The following is a 20,336-nucleotide window of genomic DNA, read 5'->3' on the forward strand; positions in this document are numbered from 1 at the left end:
CGGGCTCACTGACGCTGGCCCTTGCCGCGCCGGTCGGTGCGGTTGCCGAGGTCGGCGCTGCGGGGGTTGGCCGCCGCCCACGCGTCGGCCACCTTGGCCAGTGCCCCGGGTTTGTCCCAGTCCGTGGGGTTGGCCGGGATCGCGGTGACCCAGTTCTCCCTGTCGTGGGCCGGGTCCTCCCCGGGACGGTCCACGATCGAGAAGTGCTTGGGGCGGGTCACCTCGATGAAGGGGCTCCCCTCGATGACGTACCCGCGTTTGACCGCGATCTCGCGATCGCCCTGGACCCACCGGAACGTGAGTCCGTAGTTGAAGTACCTGCTGACGGGACGGGGTGGCATGGGGCTACCTTCGCTGGGCGGGTTCGGGGTGTTCGGCAGGCTACCGTGAGTACCTGTCAGGAGCGTGCCGACTCCTCGAGCGCGTCGCCGGTGAGTCGGAACACGGTCCACTCGTCCATCGGCAGCGCCCCGATCGACTTGTAGAAGTTGATCGCCGGAGCGTTCCAGTCCAGCACCGACCACTCCAGCCGCGCGTACCCGCGCGCGTCGCACTCCCGAGCCAAGCTGTTCAGCAGCGCCCTGCCGAGTCCGGAACCCCGGTGCGCCGGACGCACGAACAGGTCCTCGAGGTAGATGCCGTGCGTGCCGCGCCAGGTGGAGAAGTTCAGAAACCACAGCGCGAAACCGACGACCTCGCCCCCGACCTCGGCGACGTGTCCGAACAGCGCCGGTGACCGGCCGAACAGGGCGGTGCGCAGCTGTTCGGTGGTGAGGTGACACTCGTCGGCCGCCTGCTCGTAGTCGGCGAGTTCGTGCACCAGCCCGACCACGGTGGCGACGTCGGACTCGGTCACTTCACGGATGTGCTGCTCGGACACGCTTCCTCCGGCCGATCTCTGCCGACTACTCCCGGAAATGCTTCTTCCAGTATGCGCAGTCGCTGTTGGACGCGACGTTCGTGGTGTGAACACCACCGGGCCCCGGTGCCAGGGACAGTACGTCGTCGGACGTGTGGAACCGCGGCCACTCCGGAGCACGGGGAGCCGAGGGGCGTCCCCGGCGTGCGAACGACGTCCAGTAACTCATCATGCTCTCGGAGAGTCGCTGTTGTGGTGGTGTCGGTTCGGCACCGAGCGGGCCGGGAAACAGGTACTCCAGTTCCGTGGTGTGCGCGGCTCCCTCGTCGAAGTCCGGGACGTCGACCGGCGAAGGAGCGTCGCGGTCGGCGAACTGGTAGGCGTAGGTCGGTACACCGCTCCCGGCGAAGAGCCGGTACGCCTCCAGGTGTCGACAGGTCGACAACGGGCCGATCCCGTCGGTCGCGGCGGTGGCCAGCGCGATCCTCGGTGACGGGTACTCGGCGGCGGGGTAGCGCGCGAGGATCTCCGCGGCCCGTTTCGGGTAGCGCTCGCGAACGATGCCCTCGTACTGCGCCGCGCTGATCGGTTCCGGGAACTCGCGGGCGATGAAGAGCCGCATCTCGTCCAGGGTGTTGCCGTGCATCACCGGCACCTTGTTGAAGCGCCCCCGCCGCAACGCCGTCCGGGGCTCCAGCGGAAGCACGTCGTCGCCTCCCGCGACCGGATAGGGATTCGACAGGCCCGTTTCGACCAGGGTGGCGGGGTCGAGCCGGCGCAGGCACGTGGCGACCTGCCGAGCACCGCCCCGGCCGCAGCCGACCCGGGCCGCGAACTCGCTCGCCGACCGCTGGGCCTCCCGCTCGGTGCGCGTGGCGGCGGTGCAGCTGTAGCTCTGGGCGATGACCTTGTGGAACAGACCGGCGGCCTCGGGGGAGGCGAGGTTGGCGCAGCTGTCGGCGGAGCCGGACGACTCGCCGAACAGGGTCACGTTGTTCGGGTTCCCGCCGAACGCCTTCGCGTTGCGCTGGACCCACCGCAGCGCGGCCTGCTGGTCAAGCAGGCCGTAGTTGCCCGCCTGCAGCTTCCGGTCGTCGCCGACCTCCAACGCCGGATGGGCGAGGAAACCGAGCGCCCCGAGGCGGTAGTTGATGGTCACGACGACGACGTTGCCCCGAACCGCGAGCTCGCGGGCGTCGTACCTGCTGCCCGAGCCGGTCTCGTTGTTCCCGCCGTGGACCCACACCATGACCGGCGGCTTCGAGCCGTTCGTCCGCTTCGCGGAGACCGGGGTGGTGACGTTGAGGTACAGGCAGTCCTCGTCGAAGCCGGGTCGCTGCTGTTGCTGCCCCGGCCGTGTCGGCTGCGGACACCGTGAACGGGGATACGTCGCGTCGCGAACGCCGTTCCAGGCAGCGGCCGGTCGTGGCGGACGCCAGCGCAGGTCACCGACCGGGGGCTCGGCGTAGGGGATGCCCTGGAACAGGCGGTACTCGTCGTGGACCTGGCCGCGCACGAGCCCCTCGTCGGTGCTCACCACGGCGGACGGTCGTGGCGGAGCGGCGGTTGCGGTGGTGGTCAGCATCAGCAGCAGGGCGGCGAACGAACTCAGCAGCGCTCGCGGTACGAGGCTGCGGCGGCGAACACCGGTGTCGGCTCTCGTCATCAGCTCCGGCCTTCCGGGTCTCGCGGTGGCCCGCGAACGATCAATGGCCCGCCGGCGACGAAACGCATCGGGCCATCCCACGATCGTGGCTCCAGGGGCGGATCGCCAGCCGAGCTCAGCGGGACACCCGGGCTGCGGCGAGGTGTTTCCGTGCGAAGAGCGCATCGAACGGAGGCCGTGCGACCTCACCCCTCCCGGTTCCCGAGATCCGGGGAGCATCCGACCGGTGAAGAAATTTCATGCATGAGTCCGATCTGGTCGTACGCTGTTGGTGGTCGCTGATCACCATTTGCCTGTTTCGAACACTCTCGCGAGTCGTGCGCGAGCTGACCACAGTGGTCCAACCGCGTTACGCTTCGGCGAGCGCGTCCGGGGCCGGTTGGTCGACGCGGCGGGCACACGCGGACACGTACGTACGAGATCCGAGCTTCCTCGTCGGGTGCCTCCCATGGCCCGCACCAGGGCGAGATCGCTCGTCTGTGGCTGTCTCTGCGGTCTTGTGGGGCCGGTCCGTGGTGCGGGTGCGGTGAGTCATCTGTTGGCGGATTCGGTTCGGTGGTGGGTGGCGAGGTGGCCGAGCCAGTGGCGGGCCCGGGCGTACTGCTCCGGGCGGCCGGTGACCACCAGCGGCCGGTCCACCTTGCTGATCTCGCCGATCGCGGCGCGGTGACGCCCCTCGGGGAGCTCGTCGAAACCGTCCAGCACCGGCAGCACCAGGACCCGGTCGACGAGAACCTCAGCCTGCCTCGTGCCCGTGGTCGGAACCCGCTCCTCCAGAAAACGGGGAGTCGTGCACGAGTTGGCCGACCAACCGGCACCGCGACCCCGTCCGGGGCCCAGTCGCCGAGGCTGACCAACACCGGCAACCGGACCAGCCGCCCGGGCGGTGTCGAGCAGGTCGAGAATGAGGCGGTGGGCGAGACGGTCTTGCCCGCACCGGCCTTCCCCAGGATCACCAGCCGCTTCGACCGAACGGCCCCGGTAGGTCTCCCGATGGCCGTGAAGTGCCCCGTCCACGAGACCGGATCACTGCTGTCGTGGACGTTCTCCCAGTGATCGATCAGGTCCTCGGCAGCGGTGCGCCACCGCACCGACAACGCCCCCGACCCACTGATCCCCACTGCCGCACGGATTCGGCGCTGAGCCCCCGCACCTCATCGGCCAGAAGCCGAGCAGGCCCCGGCAACGACGCACCCGGCGCGGACGACTGCGGCACCACCACGGAATCCCCGTGCACAGCACCAGCCTGAAAAACACTCCCGCCCACAGTGCCGGTGCTCTCGTCGTGGACCTCACTGCCCTCCACCACACCGCGCAGTCCGCCGCGCACCACGCGACCAAGCCCGAAACCACCGGTGCTCAGGGATTGTTCCGGGCTGTCTTCCGAGCTGTCAGCCCCCCAGGTCGTCCACAGGTCGTACGATCTCGTCCGGAGACGCGAAAACGGCGCTGACCGACGAAAGGATTCGCTGGTCAGCGCCGCTGGGTAGCCGACTACATCAGCCCTTCTTGGTCTCCCAGAAGATCTTGTCGATCTCGGCGATGTAGTCCAGCAGCTGCTGGCCCGTGGACGGGTCCATGGAACCCTTGGTCCCGCTCGCCCCCGCGGCCTTGGTGGCCTTGTTGACCAGCTCGTGCAGCTGCGGGTACTTCTCGAAGTGCGGCGGCTTGAAGTAGTCCGTCCACAGCACCCACAGGTGGTGCTTGACCAGCTCCGAGCGCTGCTCGGCGATGTTGATCGCGCGAGTGCGGAACTCGGTGTCCTCGTTGTCCTGGTACTTCTGCTGAATCATCTTGACGGACTCAGCCTCGATCCGGGCCTGCGCCGGGTCGTACACGCCGCAGGGGAGGTCGCAGTGCGCGGTTGCCTCCAGGCGTGGGCTGAGGATACGAGACAGGAGTCGCATGATCCCTCCCTGACAGTGAATGCTCCGACGGGCCTGACCCTACTCGCCTAAGATCGCCGTTGTCTTATCGGAGGTGTCGGGTGAACACACTTGGTCGGTTGCCGTGGCGACGGTTGCTGGTGCGGGGGCCGTCGATGGCCCCGACGTTGCGCGACGGTGACGTGGTCCTGCTGCGAGCGGGGAAGCAACCGTGGCCCGGAGCCGTGGTGATGGTGCGCTGGGCGAGCAGACCCGAGCAGCTGTCGGTGAAGCGTGCCGTGCGCCACGAGGGCGCGGGGTGGCACGTCCTGGGGGACAACGACCTCGGGTCGACGGACTCGCGGGAGCTCGGGCCCGCCGAGGTGCTGGGCGTCGTTGGCTGGCGGTTGTGGCCGAACCCCGTGCGCGTGCGGTGAGCCACGGGTGTCGCCGTGGCCGGTGAGCGGAGCGGTTCGGCGGTGTGAGCGCCGAACCGCTCCGTTCACCTCTTCGGGAAAGCCGGTCAGTCTTGGCAGGGAGCCGGTCAGCCCGCGGCGCGGAGTTGCTCGTAGCGGGCGAGGCAGTCGGTGTAGCGCGGGAGGAGTCCCGTCTCGGCCGCTTCGGCCAGGCTCGGCGCTTCGCGGTCCTTGGCGGACATGATCGGTTCACCGCCGAGTTCGTCCCAGGGGAGCCCGAGCTCGGGGTCCAGCGGGTCGACGCCGTGTTCGGCGGAGGGGTTGTAGCTCGTCGAGCACAGGTAGGTCATGACCGTGTCCTCGGTGAGCGCGACGAACGCGTGCCCGAGGCCCTCCGCGATGTACAGCGCGCGGTACTCGTCCGAGTCCAGCCGGACGGCCTCCCAGCGCGCGAAGGTGGGGGAACCGACCCGGACGTCGACGACCACGTCGAGCAGCGCTCCCCTGGGGCAGTAGACGTACTTGGCCTGTCCCGGAGGGACGTCGGCGAAGTGCACCCCGCGGATGACGTCGCGCGCAGAGACGCTGTGGTTGGTCTGGGCCAGGTGGAGGCCGTGGCCGGTGGCCTCGACGAAGGCCGCCTCCTGGAACGGTGCGACGAACAGGCCGCGGTGGTCGGGAAAGCTTTTCGGGGAGAACTCGAACGCGTCGCTGATCTCAAGTTGCCGTACCTGCACGACCGAAACTCTAAGGGTGTCCGTGCGCGTGGGTCCGGTCCCGGCGGTCGAGGCCGCCGCGGGAACAGGGGACACCGCACGACATTGACAATTTGTTGAATCTACTGGTGAGATGTGATCCCGATCGCAGACAGCTGCGGAGATGCCTGCCACACTGGGCGAACCGCAGCGTCCGCCGGGCCGCTGCCCGCACCAGGGCAGTGAAGTCTCGGTACTTCGAGACGCCCGCCTCACCGGTACCGTCCGGGTAGGCGTGCAGCGTCGCCCACTCGCCTGGGCCGGCGGTGAATCCTCCGGCCTCTGGGTCAAGGCAACAGGAGGGACGCCGTGACCACCGTGAATGATCGTACTTCCGCTTCCGTCCACGACGAATCCGCGGAGCCGAACACGGAACCGACCGACGAGGAGATCTTCGGTGCTCACGAGGGCGGCAAGCTCTCGATCGCACCCACGACACCACTGACCCGGCCCCGGGATCTGTCGATCGCCTACACGCCCGGGGTGGCCAAGGTCAGCCGCGCCATCGCCACCGACGAGACCCTGACGGGCCATTACACCTGGACACGGCAGCTGGTGGCCGTGGTCAGCGACGGCACGGCCGTGCTCGGGTTGGGGGACATCGGTCCCCGCGCCTCCCTTCCGGTCATGGAAGGCAAGTCGGCCCTGTTCAAGTCCTTCGCCGGACTGGACTCGATGCCGTTGGTGCTGGACACCACCGACGTCGACGAGATCGTGGAGACGTTGGTTCGGTTGCGCCCCTCGTTCGGGGCGGTCAACTTGGAGGACGTGGCCGCGCCGCGTTGTTTCGAGCTGGAACGCCGGTTGATCGAGGCGCTGGACTGCCCGGTCATGCACGACGACCAGCACGGCACGGCTGTGGTGACGCTGGCCGCCCTGCGCAATGCCTGCAAGGTCACCGGCCGTGAGCTGAGCTCGCTGCGCGTGGTGATCTCGGGTGCGGGTGCGGCCGGAGTGGCCTGCGCGGAGATCCTGGACACGGCTGGTGTCGGTGAGATCGTGGTGGTGGACTCGCGCGGAGTGATTCACTCGGAGCGGGACAACCTCACCCCCATCAAGGCCGAACTGGCCGAAAGGACCAACGCGCGCGGGGTGACCGGCGGTCTCACCGAAGCGCTGAGCGGTGCGGACGTGCTGATCGGCGTCTCCGCGGGTCAGATTCCCGAGGAACTGGTCGGCACGATGGCCGAGGGGGCGATCGTGTTCGCGTTGTCCAATCCCGACCCGGAGATCCATCCCTCGGTCGCGGGCAGACACGCCTCCGTGGTCGCCACCGGGCGCAGCGACTTCCCCAATCAGATCAACAACGTGCTGGCGTTCCCGGGCATCTTCAAGGGCGCTCTTCAGGCGGGCTCCCGGATGATCAGTGACCGGATGAAGGTCGCCGCGGCGGAGGCGATCGCCGAGGTCGCCTCCGACGAACTCGCCGCCGACCGCATCGTGCCCAGCCCGTTGGATCCGCGCGTGGCTCCCGAGGTCACCGAGGCGGTGGTCAAGGCGGCACGGGAGGACGGTGTCGCCACCGCCTGATCCCACCTCCACCTGTGACGCCGTTCGGTGAATTCGTTTCGCCGGACGGCGTCATTCGTTCGTGCGGTGTTCGTCACTGTCGATGGAGCACGATCATCCCGTGAGGGATATCTATAGTGGGCCACGACTGCGACTATCCCCCGCTTGGCGATAAAGTCGCTACGCATTCGTTGTGGCTCCGGTCACTCGGCCGGGTGCTGGGGGGTGCCTGTGCGAACACAGCGGCGACGCAAGAGGAGTGGGGCTCTTGACTAAGCGGAGCGAGGGGGGCCACCGAATCTCCGGCATGGTGCGGATACCGGTGCACGCCAAGGGGGGCGACGGCGAGGACGGTGATTCGCGTCAGGAACCGTTACCCGAAGCTCCCGCGCTGCTGTGTGCTTCGGACGGCACGATCGTCCGCGCGACCGTTCAGGTCGCGCAACTCGTGGACGAGTCCGTTCCCGGACTGGTCGGGCGGCACATCACCACACTGCTCGGAACGCGGGGGCATGCCGAGTTCCTGCGCGGGCCGAAGGGCGAGATTCCCGTCCGCTCGGTGAGCTGGCCCTTCTCGTCCGACGCCCGGCTGACGGTGCTCCTGCTCGTGGAGATCTCGGATCTGACGCCCGAGGCCGGGGACACGAGCGAGCAGCGACGCAAACTGCACGACGCCCAGCGGGTGGCTCGGTTGGGCACCTGGGAGTGGGATCCCACGACCAACGAGACGCGCCTGTCGGAAATGCTCTACGAGATCATCGGCGAGACTCCCGCGGCTTTCAGCACCTACGAGAACTACCTGGAGCACGTGCATCAGGACGATCGGCCGTGGGTGGATCAAGCCTGGCGCGCGCTGCTCGACGACCACACTCCGGTGGAGATCGAGCACCGCTACGTTCGGCCCGACGGCACGGTGCGCACGTTCCGGATGCACGGTTCGGAGATGACCGACTCCGAGGGCTGGGTGACCCTGGTCGGTACGGCGCAGGACGTCACCGAACAACGTACCGCCGTGACCAGGATGGAGCGCTCCAGCCAGCGCTTCACCGACCTGGTGACCGTCACCCCCGTCGGCATCGGACTGTTCGACCAGGCCGAGCGGCTGGTCGATGCCAACGACGCGCTCTGCGACCTGCTCGGGTACCGCCTGGACCAGCTGCGCGGCACGACCGCCACGCGCATGACCCATCCGGAGGACCGCGGAACGCCCCTGCGCGAGGCGAGCGAGCAGCTGGGCCGCCAGAGCGCTCAGCGGAGGATTCCGCAGTGGCGGCTGATGCGCTTCGACGGTGAGCTGGTGTACTGCGAACTCCACATCGCACTGTCGGTTCAGGACGACGGGACGCGGTTCTGGCTCGTGGTGTTCCAGGACGTCACCGAGCGGCGCCGGACCGCGGACGCCTTGCGCTTTCAGGCCACTCACGACGAGCTCACCGGGCTGCCGAACCGGGCCGCGGTCAAGGAGATGCTCGGGTCGATGCTCAGCGGTGCCGGCGCCGCCGGTGTGGCCGTGCTGTTCTGCGACATCGACAATTTCAAGCGCGTCAACGACTCACTGGGCCACGACGCCGGTGACGAGCTGCTGGTCGCGCTCGCCCGGCGGCTGGAAGGTGGTCTGCCGAAGCACTGCACCGCCGCCCGGCTCTCGGGTGACGAGTTCGTGGTCATCTGCGCGGACGTCACGGAGGTGGGCGGTGTGGACGCGCTGTCGACCCAGGTCGCGAGGCTGCTGCGGACGGCGGTGCCGGTGCACGGTCAGCTGGTCCGGGTCTCGGCCTCGGTCGGTGCCGCGGTGCCCAGCAGCTCCGGGGGCAGTGGTGAGGATCTGCTGCGGTTCGCCGACGCGGCCATGTTCGAGGCCAAGCACCGCGGACCGGGCAGGATGTCACTGGCCGGTCCGGCACTGATGGCCTCGGCGGATCACCAGTTGCACCTCGAGGGTCAGCTCAGGGAGGCGTTGCACAACGACGGGTTGACCCTGCACTACCAGCCGGTCGTGGACGCGGACGGTTCCGTGGTCAGCGCCGAGGCGCTGATCCGCTGGCACCATCCCGAGCGCGGGCTGCTCTCGCCCGGCACGTTCCTGCCGATCGCCGAGCAGGGCGACATGCTGCGCGAGCTCGACAAGTGGGTGCTGCGCACGGCGCTGAGCGAGGCGGCGAGCTGGCCGGACAGCGCAGGCCGACCGGTGTCGATCGCGATCAACATGGCCGGCCTGGTGCCCGGTGACCACGACTTCGTCGACGTGGTGGCCGACACGGTCGCCGCCAGCGGCATCGACTGCGACCGCGTCGTCCTGGAGCTGGTCGAGACGGCCTTCGTGGACCTGCCGTCGCGGACGCGGTGCGCGATGGGCGAACTCGCCGGGCGCGGCGTCCGTTTCGCGGTGGACGACTTCGGTACCGGCTACTCCTCGCTGGCCCGGCTCAAGGACCTTCCCGCGCAGATCATCAAGGTGGACCGCCGGTTCGTCTCCGGGGTCGACGGTGACGCCTCGGACTGCGCGGTGGCCAGGGCGGTGGTCGACATGACCTGCGCGATGGGCAGGCTGTGCGTGGCCGAGGGAGTCGAGACCGCGGCCCAGTTCAACGTCCTGCAGGAGATGGGGGTGGGGACCTACCAGGGGTGGTTGTTCTCCAAGCCCCTGCCCGCGCCCGAGTTCCGCACCCTGCTGTCCCTGGGGCCCCTGCACGTACCGGAAGTGGCAGTGACCGATTCTCCCTGAAGTCGTACCCGTCGCACGAAGTCGTTGATCCTACCGACGGCGGCGCCGGTGCGGGCGGGAGCTGGTTCGCTCCGGCGCGGTCGAGGTGGGCCAGTGGGCGGGACGGGTCAATGCGGGCGGGATCGTCGTCGCCGCGTCGCCCTTGGCCGCCTCGATCTGGGGCTGGGTGAGGAAGAGACTCCCTTCGAGGAGCGCCCCGCGCAGGTCGGCGGCCCGCAGGTCGGCTCCGAGGAGATCGGTTCTGTGCAGGTCGGCACCCCGCAGGTCGGCCCCGAGGAGGTAGGACCCGCGCAGGCTCGCACCGCGAAGTTTCGCGCCCCGAAGCTTCGCTTCGATGAGTTCGGCGCCTCGGCGGTCGGAGGCGCGGTCGCCGACCTCGGCGCGCATCGTCTCGCTGACCCGCGTCAGCAGCGGACTGATCTCCTGCCGGTACGCGGCGGCGTCGACGGTCGCGAGTTCTTCGGCGTCGGCGTCGGTGAGGCGTTCGGTTCGCCGCCGGGCGTGGTCGAGCTCCTCCCGCAGCGGGCACTCCGGGAGCAGTGCCAGGGCCTCGGTCAGGTACCAGAGGATCTCCCGGAGCTGCCGCATCACCGCGAACGTCGTGAACATCGAGGACGCGATCTCCGGAGTGTCCCGCCAGCTCCGCCCGTCGAACGTCACCTGGGTGACGTGCTGGCCCGCGCCGAAGCAGTCGAACACCGCGCAGCCGGGAAAGCCCCGCTCGCGAAGGTCGGCGTGAATGCCGCAGCGGAAGTCGTCGAGCAGGTTGTGGCACGGCTGCTCCGCGGGCTTGTCCACGGCGAAGTCGGCCGAGGCCGCGAAAGCCGGAGCGACGCAGCACAACCCCGCGCAGTTGCCGCAGTCCGCCCTCAGGTCGCGACGCTCGTCGCCCGCGCGCGCCGGATCGTCGGTTCGGTCGGACATCGGACCCCCTTCGTCGACCTCCGTGGTCCTCCCGAGGCTACGAGCGGACTCGAGCGAGGAGCGAGCACGGGTGTTCGGAGGCTGAACGGACCGTTTTGGCGCTCTCACCGCCAAAACGGTCCGTTCACCGAGCTCGGCGGTCCTGCGGGGCCGCCCAGTCGGACTACCTGGTCGGGAGCTGTCCTGTCAGGCTTCGGTGTGCAGCAGGGCGGCCAGTCGGTGACGCGGCAGGTCGACGAGGCGGGCTTCGAGGTCGCCGGGGTGCTGGACGAGTCCGGCGACGCGCTCGGCGGCCTCCCGCTTGGAGAGTTCGGCACCGGAGGCGGTGGCTTCGCTGATCAGCGCCTCGCGCCAGGTGTTGCCGACCTTGCCGTGCGCCCGCCACAGCAGGTGAGCCGCCAGGCCCCGCGACCGGGAGGGCGGCTCGGCGAACACGACGGCGTGCGTGGCGTCCGGGCCGCTGCGGTGGAAGCGCAGGTGGTACTTGGCGGCCACGACGTCGGCCAGCGCCTGTTGGGCGTGCTCGCCGATGATGTCGTGGTGCCGGTTGCCGACGAGGAACGCCGCGCTCTCGGAGTTGCAGGCCAGCAGCATCCGCAGCAGCCACGGCCCCGGATCGGCGCGCAGGTCGAACACCGAGTACTCGCGGCGGTTCTTGAGCGGCCGGTCCCAGCCCGCCGGACGCAGTCCGCGCACCTCCGTGCCGGTCAGCTCGCCCAGCCTGCCCAGGAACTCCTCGCTCGGCTCCTCCTGCGAGGACTCCACCGCCTGGTTGCCGTGGGTGTAGATGCCCGGCGGCTGCTTACCGGCCAGCCTGCGGGTGTGTCCCGTGGGATGGCAGACGTAGAGGTCGCTGGCGCTGCCGATGGCCTGGGCACCCTCGTAGCTGTGGAATCCCGGCAGGATCGCCTCGAACACCATGCCCAGCCGCAGCAGTTCCTGCTGCACCTTGTGCCCCAGCGCCGGGGTCCGGTGGCTGAACCCGTAGGCGATGAGCACGCGGCTGTTCGCGTCGGCCACGCACTCGACGGCCCGCGCGGCGAACAGGCCGACGCCCTCGGGCGTGTAGGGCGGATCGGTGAACACGAGGTCGGCGTTCTCCCGCGCGATCGGCGGGACGCCGAACCGCAGGTCGGCGTGCAGCGTGTGGACGTCGAAGCCGTGCTCGGCGGCGACGTTGTCGATGTGGGCGAGGACGCGCTCGTCGAGATCGAGCACGGTCACGTGCACCGACGGCTCCACCAGGCACACCGCCAGGGAGGTCAGGTCGTGATCGCCCAGGCACAGCAGTCGGGTTTCGTGCAGCTCGTAGTTGTCGCGCAGCCACTCGGCGCGGCGCAGCGCCGTCTCCGGCGTCGCCGTGACGTGGTCGAGAGCGCCGGCCGGGGTCGGACCGGAGGCGACGAAGTCGCGGATCCGGTCCAGGTGTTCGCCCTCGGGGCGCGCCGCGTCGAGCGCGAAGCGAGCGCGGTAGCGCCCGCTGGCCTCGGACGTGAGCCGGTAGGCGTCACCTCCGGCGTCGACGTCGTCTCCCGCCGCGGCGAGGAGCTCCGCGACGGTGCGGTGGGGGACGGCGGGGATGCGCACGAGCTCGTCGAGCGAGTGCGGGCCTTCGGCGAGCAGCGCGAGCACGCGGCGCAGCGGGCGCGCGAGCACGCCTGCTGCGCGGATGCGGGCCTGAACGGCGTCGATCGGCGCGGTGGGTTCTTCGGATGACTGGCCTGTGCTCATGGGGATGTCCAGCATACGGTGCGTCACTCACGGGTGCCGCCCGACTGTCCACAACCACCACCCGTGTGCACGGTGCGACCGTGAGTTTCCCGGTTTCGCGCTAAACCGGGAATTCCGTCGGTTTCGGGGTTTCGTGCGCCGGAAAAGTGCAGGTGTGAGGGCCGGTCGGTATTACACGTAAGTCTCGTTACGTCGCATGCGACGCCCGATCGGGTTAGAGTCGTCCCGGTTTGTGGCGGTCGGCGAGTGACCGTCGGTGATCAGCGAGGGGGCTCGGTGATCGAGTTCCAGTCCGTGCACAAGCAGTACGGCAATGGCACGGTGGCCGTTCAGGATCTCAGCCTGACGGTCGAGGCCGGAACCATCACGGTCCTGGTCGGACCCTCCGGGTGCGGCAAGACGACGCTGATGCGGATGGTCAACCGGATGATCGATCCGAGCTCCGGGTCCGTTCTGCTCGACGGCACCGACATCCGGGAGCGCGATCCCGCCCGGCTCCGGCGCGGCATCGGCTACGTGATTCAGCAGGCGGGGTTGTTCCCGCACCGCACGGTGCTCGACAACGTGGCGACCGTGCCCCGGCTGTTCGGCAACAGCAGGCGCGACGCGCGCAGACGTGCCGCTGAGCTGCTCGAACGGGTGGGGCTGCCGAATGACCTCGGAAAGCGTTACCCGGTGCAGCTCTCCGGCGGTCAGCAGCAGCGGGTCGGCGTGGCGCGCGCCCTAGCGGCCGACCCACCGGTGTTGCTGATGGACGAACCGTTCAGCGCGGTCGACCCGGTGGTGCGCGCGGACCTCCAGGACGAGTTGCTGCGCTTGCAGGACGAGCTGGGCAAGACCGTCCTGTTCGTCACCCACGACATCGACGAGGCCATCAAGCTCGGCGATCGCGTGGCGGTGCTGCGGCAGGGCGGGTACCTCGCCCAGTACGCCGCGCCCGACGACCTGCTCGCCGAACCCGCCGACGACTTCGTCACCTCCTTCGTGGGACGCGACCGGGGGTATCGGAGGTTGTCCTTCCTGGACTCGCAGGGGGTGTGCCCGGAACAGGCCGACACCATCCGCATCGGTGACACCAGCGCGGACGTTCCCAGTCGAGCCGGGTGGGTACTGGCGCTGGATCACGAACGGCGTCCGCGCGGATGGCTGCTCCCCGACGCCACGGTGGACGGGCAGCTCACCGAGAACCAGCTGCTCGCGGGAGGATCGCTCTACACCGAGGGCACGTCGCTGCGGGGCGCCCTCGACGCCGCCCTGTCCGCGCCGTCCGGGTTGGGCGTCGTGGTCGACGCCGACGGCGCCTACGTCGGCGTGGTCACGGCTCGCCACGTGCTCGACCTCATCGAGTCGCGCCGACGATCGGTCACCACCGAAGGTGCGGTGCCGTGATCGAGGAGCTGCTGAAGTTCTTCGGCAGCCCCAGCAACCGCGAGATGGTGCTGGACGCGCTGGCCGAACACACCTACCTGTCCCTGGTGCCGCTGTTGCTGGGCTTCCTCGTGGCGCTGCCGATCGGACGACTCGCGCAACGGGTGTACTGGCTGCGCGGGATGCTGCTGGGGGCGGCGAACGTCTTCTACACGATTCCTTCGCTGGCGCTGTACGTGCTCATCCCGGGTCTGTTCGGGTGGCCACTGCTGTCGTCGAACAACGTGGTGATCGCGCTGACGATCTACACCGCGGCGCTGCTGGTGCGTCCCACGCTCGATGCGCTGGAGTCGGTGCCCGGCCACGTCACCGCCGCCGCGACCGCGATGGGCTACCGCACCGGTCGTAGCTTTCTGACCGTGGAGCTGCCGCTGGCGGTCCCGGCGATCGCCTCCGGGGTCCGGGTGGCCTCGGTCAGCAGCATCAGCCTCGTCAGTCTGGGGGCGCTGATCGGTACCGGTGGGCTCGGCAAGTTGTTCACCGACGGATTTCAGCGCTGGTACCCGGCCCAAGTCCTCATCGGCATCGTGCTCACCGTGCTGCTCGCGCTGGTGGTGGACCTGCTGCTGGTCGGGCTCTGGAGGCTGATCACGCCGTGGACGCGCGCGGGCGGAAGGGTGCTCCCGAGTTGATCGTCAACATGATCGCCTGGCTGGCCGATCCCGCGCACTGGCGCGGTCCGGAGGGTGTTCCGGCGCAGATGCTGTTGCACCTGTACTACTGCGTGCTGTCGGTGGGGGTGGCGGTGGTGATCGCCGTCCCGCTCGGACTCTACATCGGACATACCGGGCGCGGCGGGGTGTTCGTGGTGGGTGTCAGCAACGCGATGCGTGCCCTGCCGACGCTCGGCCTGGTCACGGCGCTGGTGATGTTTCTCGGGCTCGGTGTGGTACCCGCCCTGGCCGGGCTGGTCATTCTGGCCGTGCCCGCCGTCCTCTCCGGGACCCACGCGGGCGTTCGCAGCGTGCCCACCGAGGCCGTGGACGCCGCCAGGGGCATGGGGATGACGCCGTGGCAACGCTTGTGGCAGGTGGAGCTGCCGAACGCGCTGCCGTTGTTGATCGGCGGTGTACGTAGCGCGATGTTGCAGGTCGTGGCCACGGCCGCCGTTGCGGCCTACGTCGGTCTGGGCGGGCTCGGTCGCATCCTGTTGGGTGGGTTGGCGGTCGGCGAGTACGACCAGATGGCGGTGGCCGCGCTGCTCATCGCGCTGCTGGCCGTCTTCCTCGACGGCGTCCTGGCCGCGCTCTCGCGCTGGGTGGTACCGCGCGGTCTCGTTCTGGCCAATACAGCTACGCACGACGGGAGCTAAGGATGAAGCGGTTACGAATACTGGGGATCGCGCTGGTCACTGCGTTGACCCTGACGTCGTGCGGTTCGGGTGACCCGTTGGACTCCGGCGGCGGACAGGGCGGACCGATCGTGGTGGGGTCGGCGGACTTCACCGAGAGCGCCCTGCTGATGGAGATTTACGCCGAGGCGCTGCGGACCACCGGCGCCGAGGTGCGCACGAAGGGGCGCATCGGGGCACGCGAGGTCTACGTCAAGGCGGTGCGCGAGGGCGAGCTGTCGGTCATCCCCGACTACACCGGCAACCTGCTGAAGTACCTGGACGACAAGGCGGGAGCTACGAAGTCCCGGCAGGTCCACGACGATCTCAGGCGAGCACTGCCACCGGAGCTGGAGGTGCTGGAGTACTCGCCCGCCGAGGACTCCGACGTGCTGACGGTGACCCCCGAGACCGCCGCCACCGGGATTCGCTCGATGGCCGACCTGGGGCCGCGCTGCGGCGACCTGGTGCTGGGTGCCCCCGCCGAGTGGAAGCAGCGGTGGGTCGGTCGCATCGCCGAGGTCTACGGCTGCACGTTCAAGAGCATCCGTGAGCTGGAGGCGGGCAGCGTGACCGTCAACGCCCTGCTCAACGACAAGATCCAGGTGGCGAACCTGTTCACCACCTCGGCGGCGATCGAGCGCAACGACCTGGTCGAGCTCGCCGATCCCGAGCAGATGTTCCCGGCGCAGAACGTGGTGCCGCTGACGCACGAGGGATCGTTGAACCAGCAGCAGCGCGAGGTGCTGAACGAGGTTTCGCAGGCGTTGACGACGAAGAAGCTGACCGAGCTCAACGAGCGGATGGTCGTCGACAAGGCCAACCCGGCCGATCTCGCCAAGACCTTCGTGGACGGCCTGAAGTTGTGACCCGAGTGCCCGGTTTCGCGCGAAACCGGGCAACCGCCGCTGGGATTGGTGAGGTTACTTTTCCCGTTCACCGTGCCGAGGAGCAGCCGCAGCCATGTGCGGTTTCGCGCGAAACCGCGAATCCCTCGGCCACCGGGCGCTCGGGACGCTATGCCTGGCAGTCCTCTCCGGTGGCGTGGCTGCGCCCGCGAATGCGGCGGGTCAGTTCGTCGGCGGTGTGCCGGACCTGCTCGGCGAGGTCCGGCCACGTCCGTCCACAGGGCGTCTCCCCGTCGCACGGGTGACGGAACGTCACGCTGATCGCGGCGCGGGGACGCCCGTTGTGGTCGAACACCGGGCAGGCCACCGAGGCGAAACCGGTGGTGACGTGGCCGTCCTCGACAGCCCACCCGAGGCGGCGCTCGGCGGCCAGGGCGCGTCGCAGTCCGGGAAGGGTGCGTGGTCCTCGATCGGTGCGCAGGACGAAGCTCTCCGCCGAGGGGAACAGCGCGCGCACCTGGGCGGCGGGCAGGTGCGCCAGCATCGCTCGCCCCGAGGCGGTGAGCTGCGCGGGTAGTCGTACGCCGACGTCGGTGACCAGCGTCTGCGGCTGCGACGGCCGCTCCTTGATCAGGTACAGCGACTCGTTGCCGTGCAGCACGCCGAGGTGCGCGTTGCGGCCGACCCGGTCCACCAGCCGCCGCAGCAGCGGGCCGGCCAGTCGTTCGAGCGGGTCGTGACGCAGGTAGGCCGAGCCGAGCTCGAAGGCCGCCACCCCCAGCCCGTAGCGCTTCTCCTCCGGCAGGTGGGTGACGAAACCGGCGGCGGTGAGTTCGGCCAGCAGGTGGTACGTCGTCGAGCGGGGCAGCTCCAGCGCCTGCGCGATCACTCCGGCGGCCACGGGACCGGGGCGGGCAGCCAGGACGCGCAGCACCTCCAGTCCACGTCGCAACGCGGGTACGTCGCTGCTGGAACCCATCTGACCTCCGGTTGTCTGGTATTTCAGACAGAGTCACGGTAACCGGACTTGGGTACTGCGGCCGAGCGGGGTGGGATGGACCCATGCAGTACAGCGAAACCGCCGACGAGTTCTCCGCCGTCGGTCCCGAAGCGTTGACCCGGCAGCAGGTGGTCGACGTGGCGCGGGGCCGTGCGGAGGTGCGGCTGACCGAGCTCGCCGAGCAGGCGGTCGGTTCCACCCGCAAGCACATCGCGGCCCTGGCGGCCGCCGAGCAACCCACCTACGGGGTTTCCACCGGATTCGGTGCTCTGGCCGTGCGTCACATCCCGGCCGATCGGCGAGTGGCCCTGCAGCACTCCTTCGTGCGCTCGCACGCGGCGGGCGCGGGCGCCGAGGTGGAGACCGAGGTCGTCCGCGCGTTGATGGCACTGCGGCTGAGCACCATCGCCACCGGCCACACCGGCGCCCGTCCCGAGACCGCCCACGCGCTGGCCGCGCTGCTCAACACCGGGATCGTGCCGGTCGTCCACGAGTACGGGTCCCTGGGGTGCTCGGGGGACCTGGCTCCGCTGGCCTCCGTCGCGCTGGCCCTGACCGGTGAGGGCGAGGTCTTCGACCCGGCCGGTCGTCGCCGTCCCGCCGCCGAGGCGCTGGCCGAGTCCGGGATCGAGCCGGTGGTGCTGGCCGAGAAGGAGGGGCTGGCGCTGACCAACGGCACCGACGGGATGCTGGGCATGCTGGTGCTGGCCCTGCGCGACCTGGCGGAGCTGATCGACGTGGCCGACGTGACGGCGGCGATGAGCGTCGAGGCGCTGCTGGGCACCGACCGCGCGTTCGCGGCCGACCTCCAGGCGCTGCGCCCGCATCCGGGGCAGGCTTCCTCGGCGGCGAGGATGCGGGCGTTGCTGGCGGATTCGGAGATCGTGGCCAGCCACCGAGGTCCCGACTGCACCCGGGTGCAGGACGCTTACTCGATGCGATGCGCCCCGCAGGTGCACGGATCGCTGCGGGACACCCTCTCCCACACCGAGACCGTGGCCGACCGTGAGCTCGCCGCGGCCATCGACAACCCCGTGGTGCTCGGCGACGGCAGGGTCGAGTCCAACGGCAACTTCCACGGCGCCCCCCTGGCGCACGTGCTGGACTTCCTGGCCGTCCCGCTGACCGACGTGGCGAGCATGGCCGAGCGCCGCACCGACCGGATGCTCGACGTCGCCCGCTCGCACGGACTGCCCGCCTTCCTGGCCGACGATCCCGGTGTCGACTCCGGGCACATGATCGCCCACTACACCCAGGCGGGCGTGGTCACCGAGCTCAAGCGGCTGGCCGTTCCCGCCTCGGTGGACTCGATCCCGACCAGCGCGATGCAGGAGGACCACGTCTCGATGGGGTGGTCGGCCGCGCGCAAGCTGCGCCGCGCCGTCGACGGGATGACCACCGTGCTGGCCGTCGAACTGCTCACGGCCGCACGGGCGCTGGACCTGCGCGCGCCGCTGCGACCGGCCCCGGCCACCGCCGCGGTGCGGGACCTGCTGCGCACCCGCGTCGAGGGTCCGGGCCCCGACCGGCACATGGCACCGGAGGTCGCCGCGGCCGAGGAGCTCATCCGCTCCGGCGACGTGCGCGCCGCCTGCGAACCGCTGTCGGCGTAGACCACCACCACGAGGAGGAAACATGGTTCGCGCGCAGCGCGGTACCGAACTCACCGCACGGAGCTGGAGCACCGAGGCGCCGCTGCGGATGCTGCACAACAACCTCGACCCCGAGGTGGCCGAGCGGCCGGAGGACCTCGTCGTCTACGGCGGCACCGGCAAGGCCGCGCGGGACCGGGCGAGTTTCGAGGCGATCAGCCGGGAACTGACCACGCTGGGAACCGACGAGACGCTGCTGGTGCAGTCCGGCAAGCCGGTCGGCGTGCTTCCCACGCACGAGTGGGCGCCACGGGTGCTCATCGCGAACGCGAACCTGGTCGGTGACTGGTCCACCTGGCCGGAGTTCCGCCGCCTGGAGTCGCTCGGGCTGACCATGTACGGGCAGATGACCGCGGGATCGTGGATCTACATCGGTACCCAGGGCATCCTGCAGGGCACCTACGAGACCTTCGCGGCCGTGGCCGAGCGCCGCTTCGGCGGCACGTTGGCGGGCACGCTGACGGTCACCGCCGGGCTCGGCGGCATGGGCGGGGCGCAGCCACTGGCCGTGACCATGAACGACGGGGTGGCGCTGGTCGTGGAGTGCGACGAGGCGCGGGCGCACCGGCGCGTCGAGCACGCCTACCTCGACGAGGTGGCGAGCGGTCTCGACGAGGCCGTCGAGAAGGCCGAGGCGGCCAAGTGGCAGCGCAGGCCGTACTCGGTGGCGGTCATCGGCAACGCCGCCGAGGTGCTGCCGGAGCTGTTGCGCAGGGGCTTGCGTGCCGACATCGTCACCGACCAGACCTCCGCGCACGACCCGCTGTCGTACCTGCCGGTCGGCGTCGAGCCAGGGGACTGGCGGGACTACGCGGCCGACAAGCCGGCGGAGTTCACCGACCGAGCCAGGGAATCCATCGCCCGGCACGTCGAGGCCATGGTCGGTTTCCTCGACGCGGGGGCGGAGGTCTTCGACTACGGCAACTCCCTGCGGGGAGAGGCCCGGACCGCCGGTTACGGGCGGGCCTTCGACTACCCGGGTTTCGTCCCCGCCTACATCCGGCCGCTGTTCTGCGAGGGCAAGGGACCGTTCCGGTGGGCGGCCCTCTCGGGTGACCCCGCGGACATCGCCGCCACCGACCGCGCCGTGCTCGACCTGTTCGGCGACGACGAGCACCTGTCTCGCTGGATCCGGATGGCGGGGGAGAAGGTCTCGTTCCAGGGCCTGCCCGCCCGGATCTGCTGGCTCGGTTACGGCCAGCGCCACCGGGCCGGGCTGCGGTTCAACGACATGGTCGCCTCCGGCGAGCTGAAGGCGCCCGTGGTGCTCGGGCGGGATCACCTGGACACCGGGTCGGTGGCCTCGCCCTACCGGGAGACCGAGGGCATGGCCGACGGCTCGGACGCCATCGCGGACTGGCCGCTGCTCAACGCGCTCGCCAACACCGCTTCGGGAGCCACGTGGGTGTCGATCCACCACGGCGGCGGTGTCGGCATGGGGCGGTCGTTGCACGCCGGGCAGGTCACGGTCGCCGACGGCACGCAACTGGCCGCGCAGAAGCTGGAGCGGGTGCTGTCCAACGACCCGGGTACCGGCGTCATGCGCCACGTCGACGCGGGCTACGACCGAGCCCGCGAAGTGGCCACCGAGCGAGGCGTACGAATCCCCGGCCTGTGATGCGATTTTC

Annotated in this window: 18 protein-coding genes; 9 read left to right on the forward strand and 9 right to left on the reverse strand. The window is 69.8% G+C overall.

All coding sequences use genetic code 11. From position 1 onward, the window contains the following. Nucleotides 1–5: 5 nt before the first annotated feature. The 5 genes from FHX42_RS11725 to sodN all read right to left on the reverse strand — a co-directional run bounded on the left by FHX42_RS11725 (nt 6) and on the right by sodN (nt 4,432). Nucleotides 6–341 carry a hypothetical protein gene (locus FHX42_RS11725; protein WP_182544318.1) on the reverse strand — a complete coding sequence of 112 codons (336 nt, stop codon included), beginning with the start codon at nt 339–341 and terminating at the stop codon, nt 6–8. A 56-nt stretch (nt 342–397) separates the two neighbouring features. Next, nucleotides 398–880, reverse strand: a complete 483-nt coding sequence (locus FHX42_RS11730; RefSeq protein ID WP_182544319.1) for a GNAT family N-acetyltransferase — start codon at nt 878–880, stop codon at nt 398–400. Nucleotides 881–905: 25 nt separating this feature from the next. Continuing rightward, nucleotides 906–2,525 carry a carboxylesterase/lipase family protein gene (locus FHX42_RS11735; protein ID WP_182544320.1) on the reverse strand — a complete coding sequence of 540 codons (1,620 nt, stop codon included), beginning with the start codon at nt 2,523–2,525 and terminating at the stop codon, nt 906–908. A 531-nt stretch (nt 2,526–3,056) separates the two neighbouring features. Beyond that, nucleotides 3,057–3,542, reverse strand: coding sequence for a hypothetical protein (locus FHX42_RS11740; protein WP_182544321.1), 486 nt, complete (start codon nt 3,540–3,542; stop codon nt 3,057–3,059). A gap of 482 nt (nt 3,543–4,024) precedes the next feature. Further along, on the reverse strand, nt 4,025–4,432 hold the full coding sequence (gene sodN / locus FHX42_RS11745) for a superoxide dismutase, Ni (protein ID WP_182544322.1): 408 nt from the start codon (nt 4,430–4,432) through the stop codon (nt 4,025–4,027). An 80-nt stretch (nt 4,433–4,512) separates the two neighbouring features. Here sodN and FHX42_RS11750 point away from each other — a divergent pair, with 80 nt between their 5' ends. Continuing rightward, nucleotides 4,513–4,827 (forward strand): S26 family signal peptidase, encoded by a 315-nt coding sequence (locus tag FHX42_RS11750; RefSeq protein WP_328796067.1) that lies wholly within the window; start codon nt 4,513–4,515, stop codon nt 4,825–4,827. 107 nt (nt 4,828–4,934) lie between these two features. Here the strand turns inward: FHX42_RS11750 and FHX42_RS11755 are convergent, their stop codons facing one another. Further along, complete coding sequence (locus FHX42_RS11755) at nt 4,935–5,543, reverse strand: dTDP-4-dehydrorhamnose 3,5-epimerase family protein (protein ID WP_182544323.1); 609 nt, start codon at nt 5,541–5,543, stop codon at nt 4,935–4,937. A 336-nt stretch (nt 5,544–5,879) separates the two neighbouring features. Between FHX42_RS11755 and FHX42_RS11760 the strand changes: the two genes are divergently transcribed. Together FHX42_RS11760 and FHX42_RS11765 are read left to right on the forward strand one after the other, a co-directional pair. Next, complete coding sequence (locus FHX42_RS11760) at nt 5,880–7,091, forward strand: NAD(P)-dependent malic enzyme (RefSeq protein WP_328796119.1); 1,212 nt, start codon at nt 5,880–5,882, stop codon at nt 7,089–7,091. A gap of 286 nt (nt 7,092–7,377) precedes the next feature. Continuing rightward, entirely contained in the window at nt 7,378–9,795 is a 2,418-nt protein-coding gene (locus FHX42_RS11765) for a putative bifunctional diguanylate cyclase/phosphodiesterase (RefSeq protein ID WP_182544746.1), read from the forward strand. 30 nt (nt 9,796–9,825) lie between these two features. Here FHX42_RS11765 and FHX42_RS11770 read toward each other — a convergent pair whose 3' ends face one another. Beyond that, the gene (locus FHX42_RS11770) at nt 9,826–10,719 is read right to left on the reverse strand and encodes a pentapeptide repeat-containing protein (RefSeq protein ID WP_182544325.1); all 894 of its coding nucleotides are present in this window, start codon (nt 10,717–10,719) and stop codon (nt 9,826–9,828) included. A 186-nt stretch (nt 10,720–10,905) separates the two neighbouring features. Further along, entirely contained in the window at nt 10,906–12,450 is a 1,545-nt protein-coding gene (locus FHX42_RS11775; RefSeq protein ID WP_182544326.1) for a bis-aminopropyl spermidine synthase family protein, read from the reverse strand. A gap of 276 nt (nt 12,451–12,726) precedes the next feature. Between FHX42_RS11775 and FHX42_RS11780 the strand changes: the two genes are divergently transcribed. The 4 genes from FHX42_RS11780 to FHX42_RS11795 are packed head-to-tail and all read left to right on the forward strand — an operon-like array spanning nt 12,727 to nt 16,077. Continuing rightward, nucleotides 12,727–13,839, forward strand: a complete 1,113-nt coding sequence (locus tag FHX42_RS11780) for an ABC transporter ATP-binding protein (RefSeq protein ID WP_182544327.1) — start codon at nt 12,727–12,729, stop codon at nt 13,837–13,839. A gap of 44 nt (nt 13,840–13,883) precedes the next feature. Next, on the forward strand, nt 13,884–14,510 hold the full coding sequence (locus FHX42_RS11785; RefSeq protein WP_182544748.1) for an ABC transporter permease: 627 nt from the start codon (nt 13,884–13,886) through the stop codon (nt 14,508–14,510). After that, nucleotides 14,507–15,190, forward strand: coding sequence for an ABC transporter permease (locus tag FHX42_RS11790; RefSeq protein ID WP_182544328.1), 684 nt, complete (start codon nt 14,507–14,509; stop codon nt 15,188–15,190). Before FHX42_RS11785 ends, FHX42_RS11790 begins: the two co-directional genes overlap by 4 nt. A gap of 2 nt (nt 15,191–15,192) precedes the next feature. Continuing rightward, a complete protein-coding gene (locus tag FHX42_RS11795) occupies nt 15,193–16,077 on the forward strand; it encodes an ABC transporter substrate-binding protein (RefSeq protein ID WP_182544329.1) in 885 nt (294 codons plus the stop codon). Between the two features lie 148 nt (nt 16,078–16,225). Here FHX42_RS11795 and FHX42_RS11800 read toward each other — a convergent pair whose 3' ends face one another. Further along, a complete protein-coding gene (locus FHX42_RS11800; RefSeq protein ID WP_182544330.1) occupies nt 16,226–17,035 on the reverse strand; it encodes an IclR family transcriptional regulator in 810 nt (269 codons plus the stop codon). An 83-nt stretch (nt 17,036–17,118) separates the two neighbouring features. Between FHX42_RS11800 and hutH the strand changes: the two genes are divergently transcribed. Beyond that, the gene (hutH, locus tag FHX42_RS11805; RefSeq protein ID WP_182544331.1) at nt 17,119–18,669 is read left to right on the forward strand and encodes a histidine ammonia-lyase; all 1,551 of its coding nucleotides are present in this window, start codon (nt 17,119–17,121) and stop codon (nt 18,667–18,669) included. Nucleotides 18,670–18,691: 22 nt separating this feature from the next. Next, a complete protein-coding gene (gene hutU, locus FHX42_RS11810; RefSeq protein ID WP_182544332.1) occupies nt 18,692–20,326 on the forward strand; it encodes a urocanate hydratase in 1,635 nt (544 codons plus the stop codon). Nucleotides 20,327–20,336 lie beyond the last annotated feature (10 nt).

This window comes from Halosaccharopolyspora lacisalsi (genome assembly GCF_014137975.1).
In the GTDB taxonomy this organism is placed as follows: domain Bacteria; phylum Actinomycetota; class Actinomycetes; order Mycobacteriales; family Pseudonocardiaceae; genus Halosaccharopolyspora; species Halosaccharopolyspora lacisalsi.